General features: G+C 75.7%; 10 protein-coding genes and 1 pseudogene. 6 read left to right on the top strand and 5 right to left on the bottom strand.

Going from position 1 to position 10596, the window contains the following annotated elements; genetic code table 11:
- The 3 genes and pseudogenes from ACFU7Z_RS27240 to treZ form a co-directional block, all read left to right on the top strand.
- Positions 1-418 (top strand): annotated as a pseudogene (locus ACFU7Z_RS27240) (hypothetical protein); the annotation flags it as partial.
- A gap of 126 nt (positions 419-544) precedes the next feature.
- A complete protein-coding gene (gene treY / locus ACFU7Z_RS27235; RefSeq protein WP_380780260.1) occupies positions 545-2989 on the top strand; it encodes a malto-oligosyltrehalose synthase in 2445 nt (814 codons plus the stop codon).
- Positions 2989-4722, top strand: coding sequence for a malto-oligosyltrehalose trehalohydrolase (gene treZ, locus ACFU7Z_RS27230; RefSeq protein ID WP_380780258.1), 1734 nt, complete (start codon positions 2989-2991; stop codon positions 4720-4722). The genes treY and treZ overlap by 1 nt, the downstream gene beginning before the upstream one ends.
- Positions 4723-4753: 31 nt before the next feature.
- Here treZ and ACFU7Z_RS27225 read toward each other — a convergent pair whose 3' ends face one another.
- Together ACFU7Z_RS27225 and ACFU7Z_RS27220 are read right to left on the bottom strand one after the other, a co-directional pair.
- Positions 4754-5647, bottom strand: coding sequence for a transketolase family protein (locus ACFU7Z_RS27225; RefSeq protein WP_049654926.1), 894 nt, complete (start codon positions 5645-5647; stop codon positions 4754-4756).
- A 71-nt stretch (positions 5648-5718) separates the two neighbouring features.
- Entirely contained in the window at positions 5719-6432 is a 714-nt protein-coding gene (locus ACFU7Z_RS27220) for a thiamine pyrophosphate-dependent enzyme (RefSeq protein ID WP_049654931.1), read from the bottom strand.
- A 57-nt stretch (positions 6433-6489) separates the two neighbouring features.
- On the opposite strand from ACFU7Z_RS27220, the gene soxR reads away from it, so the two are divergent.
- Together soxR and ACFU7Z_RS27210 are read left to right on the top strand one after the other, a co-directional pair.
- The gene (soxR, locus tag ACFU7Z_RS27215; RefSeq protein ID WP_074000993.1) at positions 6490-7038 is read left to right on the top strand and encodes a redox-sensitive transcriptional activator SoxR; all 549 of its coding nucleotides are present in this window, start codon (positions 6490-6492) and stop codon (positions 7036-7038) included.
- Positions 7039-7081: 43 nt separating this feature from the next.
- The gene (locus tag ACFU7Z_RS27210) at positions 7082-8005 is read left to right on the top strand and encodes a phosphotransferase family protein (protein ID WP_380780256.1); all 924 of its coding nucleotides are present in this window, start codon (positions 7082-7084) and stop codon (positions 8003-8005) included.
- 33 nt (positions 8006-8038) lie between these two features.
- On the opposite strand, the gene ACFU7Z_RS27205 is transcribed toward ACFU7Z_RS27210, so the two are convergent.
- The 3 genes from ACFU7Z_RS27205 to ACFU7Z_RS27195 all read right to left on the bottom strand — a co-directional run bounded on the left by ACFU7Z_RS27205 (position 8039) and on the right by ACFU7Z_RS27195 (position 9905).
- Entirely contained in the window at positions 8039-8560 is a 522-nt protein-coding gene (locus ACFU7Z_RS27205; protein ID WP_074000991.1) for a GNAT family N-acetyltransferase, read from the bottom strand.
- Positions 8561-8684: 124 nt separating this feature from the next.
- Positions 8685-9305, bottom strand: a complete 621-nt coding sequence (locus ACFU7Z_RS27200; RefSeq protein WP_380738740.1) for a formylglycine-generating enzyme family protein — start codon at positions 9303-9305, stop codon at positions 8685-8687.
- Positions 9306-9314: 9 nt separating this feature from the next.
- Positions 9315-9905 (bottom strand): TetR/AcrR family transcriptional regulator, encoded by a 591-nt coding sequence (locus ACFU7Z_RS27195; RefSeq protein WP_380780254.1) that lies wholly within the window; start codon positions 9903-9905, stop codon positions 9315-9317.
- A 65-nt stretch (positions 9906-9970) separates the two neighbouring features.
- On the opposite strand from ACFU7Z_RS27195, the gene ACFU7Z_RS27190 reads away from it, so the two are divergent.
- Entirely contained in the window at positions 9971-10453 is a 483-nt protein-coding gene (locus ACFU7Z_RS27190; RefSeq protein WP_380780252.1) for an SRPBCC family protein, read from the top strand.
- Positions 10454-10596: the final 143 nt, after the last annotated feature.

The following is a 10596-nucleotide window of genomic DNA, read 5'->3' as shown; positions in this document are numbered from 1 at the left end:
GGTACCGGGCCCGGGCGGGCACGGCCCCGGCCCGCAAGGCCCGGGCGGGCCGGCCGTCGGCGGGTTCGACGACCTCACCGACATCGCCTGGTTCACCCCGGCCGGCGAGGAGATGACCAAGCGCAACTGGGGCGCCAGCTACGCCAAGTCGCTGACCGTCTTCCTCAACGGCTACGCGATCTCCGAACCGGACCGGCGCGGCGGGCGGATCGTCGACGACTCCTTCCTGCTGCTGTTCAACGCCCACTTCGAGCCGCTGGAGTTCACCGTGCCCGCCGACCACGGGCAGGAGTGGCAGGTCGTGGTCGACACCGCCCGGTCCCGGCTGCCCGCCCCGGGGACGGGCGCCCGGGTCAAGGCCGGGGACTCCCTCTGGCTCACCGACCGCTCGCTGATGGTGCTGCAACGGCCCGCGTAGCACGGTGACGGCGGCCCCGGACCGGCTCGTACGGGGGCGCGCGGCGCCGTCGGACGGCCGGGGCGGTCACCTGTTCGGGTCAGCAGCGGGTCTTGGCGGCGGCCTCCCCCGGGTACCTATGGAGCTATGACCCCCGCCGCCGAGCCCGCGCAGCCCCGCCCGGCCGCCGCCGTCCCCTCGTCGTCGTACCGCCTCCAGCTCCAGCCCGGCTTCACCCTTCGCGACGCCACCGCCGCCGTCCCCTACCTGGCCGCCCTCGGCGTCTCCCACCTGCACCTCTCCCCGCTGCTGGAGGCCGTCCCCGGCTCCACCCACGGCTACGACACCGTCGACCACACCAGGATCAGCGAGCAGCTCGGCGGCGAACCGGCGCTGCGCGCGCTGGCCGCCGAGGCGCACCGCCACGGCCTGCGGCTGATCGCCGACGTGGTGCCCAACCACATGGCCGTGCCCGCCCCCGAACGGCTCAACCGGCCGCTGTGGCAGGTGCTGCGCGACGGGCCCGACTCGCCGTACGCGCACTGGTTCGACATCGACTGGACCGCCCAGCCGGGCCCCGCCGACGCCCCCGGGCGCGGACGGGTGCTGCTGCCGCTGCTCGGCGACCGGCTCGGCGCCGTGCTGGACCGGCTCACCGTGGACGGCGACACCCTGCGCTACCACGAGCACGAGCTGCCGCTACGCCCCGGCACCTCCGGGCTCCCGCTGGAGGAGCTGCTCGCCCGCCAGTGGTACCGGCTCGCCTGGTGGCGCCTGGCCCGCACCGAGCTCAACTACCGGCGCTTCTTCACCGTCAACGAGCTGATCGCGCTGCGCGCCGAGGACCCGGAGGTGTTCGCCGCCACCCACGCCGTCCTGCTCGCCCTGCACGCCGACGGCGTCCTGGACGGCTTCCGGATCGACCACCCGGACGGGCTCGCCGACCCGCGCGGCTACCTGCGGCGCCTGGCCGACGCCACCGGCGGGGCGTACGTGGTGGTCGAGAAGATCCTCACCGGCGAGGAGCGGCTGCCCGAGGACTGGCCGGTGGCCGGCACCACCGGCTACGACGCGCTGCGCCGGATCGACGGCGTGCTCCTCGACCACGCGGGCGCCTGCCGGCTGGCCGGGGCGTACGAGTCCTTCCTGCACGGCGGCCCGGTCCGGGACCTCTGCGCGGACCCGCACCCCGCGGTCGCCGAGGCCCGCCGCGGGCGGGCCGACATGACCGGGCCGGACGGCGAACTCGCCGCCGAGGTCGAGCGGCTGGTCCGGATCGCGCTGCGGATCGGCGCCGCCGAGCCCGCGCACGCCGACCACGCGCCGGGGCAGCTGCGCGCGGCGCTCGGCCGGCTGCTCACCGGCTACCCGGCGTACCGGCCGTACGCCCGGCCCGGCGAGGCCGTCCCGGCCGCCTCGGCGCGGCAGCTGCGGGCCGCCCTGGACGACTCCGCCGACCCGACCGACCGGCTGGTGGCCGCGCTCGCGCTCGGGGAGCTGGGCCGCGGCGCCGACAAGGACGAGTTCTGCGCGCGCTTCGCCCAGACCGCCGCCGCGGTGGCCGCCAAGGGCGTCGAGGACACCGCCTTCTACCGCTGGAACGCCCTGCCCGGCCTCAACGAGGTCGGCGGCGAGCCGGCCCGGCCCGGTCTGCACCCGGCGGAGTTCCACGACTGGTGCCGCGCCCAGGAGCGCACCTGGCCGCACGGCATGACGGTGCTCTCCACCCACGACACCAAGCGCAGCGCCGACGCCCGGGCCCGGCTCGCCGTGCTCGCCGAACGGCCGGACGCCTGGGCCGCCGAGGTCGACGCCTGGTCCACCGCCGCGGGCCCCGCCGCGCCCGGCCTCGACCGGGACGCCGACTGGCTGCTCTGGCACACCCTGGTCGCCGCCTGGCCGATCGACCCGGACCGGCTGGCCGCCGCCCTGCTCAAGGCCGTCCGCGAGGCCAAGCTGCACACCTCCTGGACCGCCCCCGACCCCCGCTACGAGCGGGCCCTGGAGCAGCGCGCCCGCTCCGTCCACGGCAACCCCGGACTGCTCCCCCGGGTCGAGGGCGCCGTGCACGCCCTCGCCCCGTACGCCCGCGCCAACACCCTGGCCGCCGCGCTGCTGCACCTCACCGTGCCGGGCGTGCCGGACCTCTACCAGGGCGGCGAGGAGCCGCTGTACACCCTGGTGGACCCGGACAACCGGGGCGTGGTGGACCTCGGCGCGCTGGCCGTGCGGCTCACCGACGCGGCCGCGCCGCGCCCCGGCGACCTCGCCCGGGAGAAGCTGCACCTCACCGCCACCGCGCTGCACCTGCGCCGCTCCCGACCGCTCGGCTCCTACCGCCCGCTGCCCGCCGCCGGCCCGGCCGGCGACCACCTGCTGGCCTTCGCCCGGGGCGCGGACGTGGTCACCGCCGTCACCCGGCTGCCGTACGGACTGGAGCGGGCCGGCGGCTGGCGCGACACCGTGCTGGAGCTGCCGGCGGGCGGGCCGTGGACGGACGAGCTGACCGGGCGGGGCTTCCCGGCGGGCGCGGTGCCGGTCGCGGAGCTGCTGACGGCGCTGCCGGTGGCGCTGCTGACGAGGAGGGGCTGATGCCGGTCTACCAGGTGTGGGCGCCCCGCGCCGCCACCCGGGTACGGGTCGAAGTCGACGGCACGGCACACGAGTTGGCCCGCTGCCCGGACCGGGACGGCTGGTGGTCCGGCGAGGCCCCGGCGGGCGACTACGCCTTCCGGCTGGACGACGGCCCGCCGCTGCCCGACCCGCGCTCGGCCCGGCAGCCGTACGGCCCGGACGGGCCCAGCCGCGCCGTGGACCACGCCGGGTTCCGCTGGTCGCGGACCGGCTGGCACGGCCGGGCACTGCCCGGCGCGGTGCTGTACGAGCTGCACGTGGGCACCTTCACCCCCCGCGGCACCTTCGAGGCCGCCGCCGAACACCTGGACCACCTGGTCGAGTTGGGCGTGGACTTCGTCGAGCTGATGCCGGTCTGCCCGTTCCCCGGCAAGCACGGCTGGGGCTACGACGGGGTCTCGCCCTGGGCCGTCCACGAGCCCTACGGCGGGCCCGAGGGGCTCAAGCGCTTCGTGGACGCCGCCCACCGCAAGGGCCTCGGGGTGGTGCTGGACGTCGTCCACAACCACCTCGGCCCGTCGGGCAACTACCTTCCCGCGTACGGGCCGTACTTCACCGAGCGGCACCACACCCCGTGGGGCGCGGCGGTCAACCTGGACGCGCCCGGCTCGGACGAGGTGCGCGCCTACCTGATCGGCAGTGCGCTGGCCTGGCTGCGCGACTACCGGATCGACGGGCTGCGGCTGGACGCCGTGCACGCCCTCGCGGACGACCGGGCCGTCCACTTCCTGGAGGAACTCTCCACCGAGGTCGGGACGTTGGCGGTCGCCACCAACCGGCCGCTGTTCCTGGTCGCCGAGTCCGACCGCAACAACCCGGCCACCACCACCCCGCGCGAGGCGGGCGGGCAGGGCCTCACCGCCCAGTGGAGCGACGACTTCCACCACGCCCTGCACTGCGCGCTCACCGGCGAATCCCACGGCTACTACCGGGACTTCGCCCGCGAGCCGCTCGCCGCCCTCGCCCGGACGCTCACCCGGGGGTTCTTCCACGACGGCACCTGGTCCTCCTTCCGCGGCCGCACCCACGGGCGCCCGTTCACCCCGCTCGACGCGGGCCACCGGCTGCTCGGCTACCTCCAGACCCACGACCAGGTCGGCAACCGGGCGCTCGGCGACCGCGTCTCGGCCGGCCTCTCCCCCGGCCGGCTCGCCTGCGGCGCGGCCCTGGTGCTCACCTCACCGTTCACCCCGATGCTCTTCATGGGCGAGGAGTGGGGCGCCGCCACCCCCTGGCAGTACTTCACCGACCACACCGACCCGGACCTCGCCGAGGCCGTCCGACAGGGCCGGCGGCGGGAGTTCGCCGAGCACGGCTGGGCCGCCGAGGCCGTCCCCGACCCGCAGGAACCCGCCACCGTACTGCGCTCGGTCCTCGACTGGACCGAGCTCCGGCGCGCCCCGCACAGCGAACTCCTCGCTTGGTACCGGAAGTTGATCCGGCTGCGGCGCGAGCGGCCGGAACTGTCCGACCCCGACCTCGGCGCGGTGCGGGTCACCCACGACGAGGCGGCGGGCCTGCTGGTGGTGCACCGGGGGCCGTACCGGATCGCCGTCAACCTCGGGCCGCGGGAGGCCGCACTGCCGCTGGGGGCCGCCGGGCGCGAGGTGGTCGCGGCCTTCGGGGCGGCGGAACTGGACGGGACGGCGGTACGGGTGGCGGCGGACGCGGTGGCGATCGTGCTGACCTGAGCCGTCGGACCCGACCGGCTCACCCGGCCGGCTACCAGAGGAAGGTGCCGATCCGCTCCCGCAGCGACGGGGCGTCCAGGCCGTAGGCGGCCAGGTGCTCCTCGATCGAGCCGTAGTGCCGGTGCTCCTCGCGCGGCACGCCCAGGCCCAGCACCCGGTGCGGGCGGTCGGCGAGCGCCGCGTGCGCCTCGTTGGCGGAGGTGCCCGCCAGGTACGGCTCGACCAGCACCACGTCCGCCCGGTCGCCCAGCGCCGCGCGCAGCCCGGCGGCGTCGAAGGGGCGCACCGTCGCCGCGTACAGCACGGTGACGTCCAGGCCCCCGGTGGCCGCGAGCACCGCGTCCAGCATCGGCCCAACGGCGAGCACCACGCCGCGCGAGCCCGTCCGGACGGTGGCGAAGCGGCCCGGCTCGACCGGCACCGCGGCCGCGTTCTGGTGCCCCGAGAGCCGCACGTAGACGTTGCGGTCGCCGTCCGCGTAGGCGTGGCGCAGCAGCCGCTCGGCCTCGTCCGGGTGGCCGGGGACGTGGACCGTCCAGTCCGGCAGGGTGTCCAGCAGGGCGACGTCGCCCGGGGACATGTGGGTACGGCCGCCGGCCGGCCAGTCGTACGAGCCCGCCGCGCTCACCAGCACGGCGCCGACGCCCTGGTGGACGAGGTCCAGCTTGACCTGCTCGAAGGGCCGCTCGATCAGGAAGCTGGCGAAGGTGTGGGCGATCGGGCGCATCCCGGTGAGGGCCAGGCCGCCGGCCGCGCCGACCAGCAGCTGCTCGCGGATCCCGACGTTGACGACCCGGTCGGGGTGGCGCTCCTGGGCCGGGGCGAAGGCGGCCGCGGTGATGTCGGCGAGCACCACGGCCAGCCGGGGGTCCTCGTCCAGCAGGCGGGTGGTGACGTCCACGAAGCGGTCGCGCATGGTGTCCATCGGTGAAGTGCCTTTCGTTACGGGGGTGGTCGGTGGTCGGTGGTCGGGTCCGGCGGGGGCGGGCCGCCCGCTCAGGAGTCCTTGGGCTCGACCCGGGCGACCACCACGTGCGGGCGGCCCGGGTGCTCGGCGGTGTAGGCGCGGTGCAGCGCCTCGTGGTCGCGGCCGTCCACCGTCGCGGTCGACCAGCCCTCGGCCGCGAACCGCTGGGCGAGGCCGCCCTGCCAGCCGTGCGTGGCCGAGGAGTTGTCGATCACCACCACGTGCAGCCGGTCCAGTCCGTACGCCCCGGCGAAGGCCACCGCCTCGGCGTTGGAGCCCTCGTCGAACTCCGCGTCGCCGACCAGCACCCACACCGCCGGGTCGGTCAGGCCCTGCGCCCGCAGCCCGAGCGCGGTGCCGACGGCCAGCGGCAGGCCGTGCCCGAGCGAGCCGGAGGCGATCTCCACGCCGGGGACCAGCGTGCGGTCCGGGTGGTGGCCGAGCGGCGAGTCGTAGCCGCCGAAGCTCGGCAGCACCTCCGGGGAGATGAAGCCCTTGGCCGCCAGCACCGCGTAGTAGGCCATCGGGCCGTGGCCCTTGGAGAGCAGGAAGCGGTCCCGGTCCTGGGCCTCGGCGGTGGCGGGGGTGACCCGCAGCACCCGGTCGTACAGCACCCAGAGCGCGTCCAGGGTGGAGGTGGCGGCGGGGCCGTGCTTCTCGTCGCCGGTCATCAGGCCCATCAGGGCCGAAAGGTCCTCGAACCGGGCCCCGGTGGCGGTGCCCGCAGTCGCGTTCGTCGTCATGACCACGATGGTGCAACTTAAAGCCAGCTTGAGGTCAAGCGGTTACAGTGGGCTCCCATGACCGCCCATTCCGACGGCCGTCGGACCCCCGGCCCGCACCACACCGACCTGCTCACCATCGGCCAACTCGCCGACCGCAGCGGCCTCGCCCCCTCCGCGCTGCGCTACTACGAGAGCCTCGACCTGATCCAGGCCACCCGCACCACCGGCGGCCAGCGCCGCTACACCCGCGGCACGCTGCGCCGGATCGCCTTCATCCGCGCCGCCCAGCGGGTCGGCCTCTCCCTGGACGAGGCCCGGGTCGCCCTCGACCGCCTCCCCGAGCGCCCGGCCCCCAGCGGCACCGAGTGGGACCGGGTCGCCGGGTCCTGGCAGAGCCGGATCGACGAGCAGATCGCCGAACTGGAGCGGCTGAAGGCCAAGCTCACCGGCTGCATCGGCTGCGGCTGCCTCTCGCTGACCCGCTGCGCCCTCTACAACGCCGCCGACCGCGCCGGCGAGGCCGGCCCCGGCGCCCGCTACCTGCTCACCCGCGACCCGGACACCGGGCCCGAGCCGGTCCCGCCGGCCGTCGAGACCTGCGGCACCCGCCGGAGCGGGCGCTGAAAAGCCTTTGCGCTGCGGGTGCCCGCCTGCTTACGGTGCCGCCGTGCTGCCCTTGGTGCTGACGGACGAGGAGTGGGACGCGGTCGTCCCTGACGAGACGGTGATGCGCCCCGGCGCGGAGGCGCTCTGCGCCCGGCTGGGCCTCGCCGGCCTGCCCCTGGAGCGCTTCCCGGAAGGCTCCGTCCCGGTGTACGCGGTCGGCGACGCGCTCGTGCTCAAGCTGTTCCCGGCGGCCGGCGCCCGGGACGGCATCGTCGAGGAGCGCGTGCTCACCCGGTTGGACGGCGCCCTGCCGATCCCCACCCCGGCCCTCCACCAGGCCGGCGAGGACGCCAACGGCTGGCGCTACCTCCTGATGTCCCGGCTGCCCGGGCAGGGCCTCGCCCCGGCCTGGCCGCGCATCCCGCGGCCCGACCGCGAACGGATCGCCCGCCGCTGCGGCGAGGCGCTCGCCGCCCTGCACGCCCTCGACCCCGAACCGCTCGCCGACACCCTCGGGCCCGGCGACTGGCCGGCCTTCCTCGCGCGCCAACGGGCGGGCGCGGTGGACCGCCAGCGCGAGCGCGGGCTGGCCGAGGAGTGGCTGGAGCAGGTCCCGGACTTCCTCGCCGCCGCCCCGCTCCCCACCGCCCCCGGGCGCGCGCTGCTGCACACCGAGTTCATGCGCGAGCACCTGCTCACCGACCCCGCCGACGACTGGCGCCTCACCGGCCTGCTCGACTTCGAGCCCGCGATGATCGGCGACCCGGCCTACGACCTGGTCGCCGTCGGCCTCTTCACCACCCGGGCCGACCCGCACCTGCTCGGCCACCTGCTGGACGCCTACGGCCGCGCCGTGGACCCGCGCCTGCTGATGGCGTACACGCTGCTCCACGTCTACAGCAACCTGCCGTGGTACCTCCGGGAGTTGAAGCCCTCGGCGCGGACGTTGGACGCCCTCGCCGAGGAGTGGTTCGGGGTTTCCTAGGGACGTTTTGCGGACACTTTTTTGCGACGCGGGTCAGGGTCGCGGGTCGGTGCGCAGCAGGCTGTACCGGACGACGTCGCGCCACTCGCCGCCGCGGAAGGTCACCGCTCGCTGCACGCCCTCCCGGGTGAAGCCGAGCTTCTCCAGCACGCGCTGCTCCGCCAGGTTGCCCGCCTCGGTGTCCGCCTCCAGCCGCATCACCGGCGAGTGCGCGAACAGGTAGTCCACCAGCAGCCGTTGGGCCCGGGTGCCGATCCCCCGCCCGCGCGCCCCCGGCACCAGCTGCACACCCAGGCTCCAGTACGGGGCGGACGGCCGCACCCCGCTGCGGTTGGCGGCGACGAAGCCGCCGAACCCGCCGTCGACGACGACCGCGAGCATCACCTGCTCGTCCTCCAGCAGCCCGCTCGCCGCCCAGCGACGACGGTGCCGCTGCGGGTCCCGCCAGCCGTACCACTGGAATTCACCCAGCGCCTGCGGATCGTTCACCAGCTCCTCGAGGGCGCCGAGGTCGGCCTCGACCATCGGGCGCAGGGTGACGCTTTCTTCGCTCATGTCGGCGTCAACGCAGGATCCGGTGGCACCGGTTCCTCATTCCGTCGGAAACTCCGCGCGCCTGCCCCGCGTCTGTCCCATCGCCTCGCGATTCATCGCGCCGGGCACAACGTCGGCGCCGCCTTCACAGGACGATCGAGCGGGCGAGCCGGAATCCGACGTCGTCGATCCGCAGGGTCGGGTGGCTGCGGCGGCGGACGGAGGCGCGGCAGCTCCAGTGCTCGTCGAACCAGCCGCCGCCGCGCAGGACGCGGTAGTCGCCGTACACCTCGGGGTCGTAGCGCTCCCAGCACCACTCCCAGACGTTGCCGAGCAGGTCGTACAACCCGTAGGCGTTGGGGAGCAGTTCGCCCACCGGGTGCGGCCGCTCGTCCGAATTGCCGCGGTGCCAGGCGATCTCGTCCAGCGGGCCGTAGCGCGGGCCGTCCGTACCGGCGCGGCAGGCGTGCTCCCACTCGGCCTCGGTGGGCAGCCGGTAGCCGCCGGCGGCGCGGTCCCAGGAGACCTCCTCGCCGTCGACCCGGTAGGCGGGGGCGAGGCCTTCGCGCCGGGAGAGTTCGTTGCAGTAGTGGACGGCGTCGAACCAGGAGACGCTGTGCGCGGGCCGCCGGTCGCCGCTCGCCCCCTCGTACTGCTCACGGGTCACCGGACAGGCCGCCAGCTCGTACGCGGCCACGTCGACGGCCCAACTGCGCTGGGTACGACGGTCGGAGAGGGTGACGCGGCCGGCCGGAACGGTGATCATCCACCGATCCTAGGGGGCGGCCCGCAGCAGGGCGATCGCGGACTGCTCGGCCAGCTCCTCCGCGTGCGGCGGCAGCGGCGCACCCGCGTGCAGGGGGCCGCGGACGACGGCGAGCGGCAGGCCGGTGACGGCCAGGGTGACCCGGTCGAGGTCCAGCGGCGTGGCGGCGCCGAGCCGCCCGGCCAGCCCGGCCAGGGCCTCCCGCACCCGGAGGCCGCCCTGCCGGTCGCGCAGCCGCTGCTCCTCGGACCACTCCGCCCGACCGAAGGCCTCCGGGCCGTGCAGCAGGACGACGGCCCGCTCCCGGTGGGCCCGGCACCAGGCGACGACCTGCCGGGCGAGCGCGCCCGCCGCGAGGTGCGGCTCCTCGTGCGCGTCGATGGCGGGCAGGCAGGCGCCCTGGAACTCCTCGACCGTCCGCAGCCACAACTCGGCCAGCAGCGCGGCGCGTTGGGGAAAGCGGTGATAGACGGACCCATTGGGCGCGCCGCTCTCCCGGGCGACGGCGGACATGGTGACGGCGGCCGGCCCACCGGCGGCCGCGAGCCGAACGGCGGCGTCGAGGAGGGCGGATTCGTCATGGCGGGGTGGCCTGGGCATGTAGTGGAGAGTACTCTCCAATTCAATTGGAGAGGATCATCCAAAACCAGGAGAGGAGCCCCGGCATGGCCGTGCTCAACATCCACGAACGCACCGTCCCGGCACCGGCGGAGACCGTCGGCGCCCTCATCGACAGCCTCGCGAGCCCGGACGACCGGCTCTGGCCGGGCCCCGACTGGCCCCGGATGCGGTTCGACCGCCCGCTCGCCCCCGGCGCCACCGGCGGCCACGGCCCGGTCCGCTACACCGTCTCCGACTACGCACCGGGCCAGTGGGTGCGCTTCCGCTTCGACGGCCCGCGCGGCTTCGACGGCCACCACGAGTTCACCGTCCACCCGGCGGGCGACACCACCGTCCTCCGCCACACCATCGCCATGCGCCTGCACGGCCCGGCCCTGCTCGCCTGGCCCCTCGCCTTCCGCTGGCTGCACGACGCCCTCCTGGAGGACTGCCTCGACCGGGCGGTACGGTCGGTCGGCGGCACCGTCCCCCACCCCGCCCACTGGAGCCCGTACGTCCGTCTCCTGCACCGCCTGATCCCCCACTGACCGGCGCCTGCCCGACCGAGGCCCGAAGCCGGAGGCGGCCCTGGCTTCCCCTGCCTGCCCGCGCACGTGAACGCGTGCGCGGGCACGGTTTCCCACCGCCCAGTGCCCCGTCTCCTCAAGCAGCCCCGCGCCCAACGCGGGGC

It is taken from the genome of Kitasatospora sp. NPDC057518 (assembly GCF_042802075.1).
Classification (GTDB): domain Bacteria; phylum Actinomycetota; class Actinomycetes; order Streptomycetales; family Streptomycetaceae; genus Kitasatospora.
Note: the sequence above shows the minus strand (reverse complement) of the source record. Positions and strands in the feature narration are given on the sequence as shown.

What these genes read in the sequence shown, in the direction of transcription:
- treZ (WP_380780258.1), top strand. Translation starts at nt 2,989, where the DNA reads ATGCCGGTCTACCAGGTGTGGGCGCCCCGCGCCGCCACCCGGGTACGG.
- ACFU7Z_RS27220 (WP_049654931.1), bottom strand. Translation starts at nt 6,432, where the DNA reads ATGACGACGAACGCGACTGCGGGCACCGCCACCGGGGCCCGGTTCGAG.
- soxR (WP_074000993.1), top strand. Translation starts at nt 6,490, where the DNA reads ATGACCGCCCATTCCGACGGCCGTCGGACCCCCGGCCCGCACCACACC.
- ACFU7Z_RS27190 (WP_380780252.1), top strand. Translation starts at nt 9,971, where the DNA reads ATGGCCGTGCTCAACATCCACGAACGCACCGTCCCGGCACCGGCGGAG.
- ACFU7Z_RS27195 (WP_380780254.1), bottom strand. Translation starts at nt 9,905, where the DNA reads ATGCCCAGGCCACCCCGCCATGACGAATCCGCCCTCCTCGACGCCGCC.
- treY (WP_380780260.1), top strand. Translation starts at nt 545, where the DNA reads ATGACCCCCGCCGCCGAGCCCGCGCAGCCCCGCCCGGCCGCCGCCGTC.
- ACFU7Z_RS27225 (WP_049654926.1), bottom strand. Translation starts at nt 5,647, where the DNA reads ATGGACACCATGCGCGACCGCTTCGTGGACGTCACCACCCGCCTGCTG.
- ACFU7Z_RS27205 (WP_074000991.1), bottom strand. Translation starts at nt 8,560, where the DNA reads ATGAGCGAAGAAAGCGTCACCCTGCGCCCGATGGTCGAGGCCGACCTC.
- ACFU7Z_RS27200 (WP_380738740.1), bottom strand. Translation starts at nt 9,305, where the DNA reads ATGATCACCGTTCCGGCCGGCCGCGTCACCCTCTCCGACCGTCGTACC.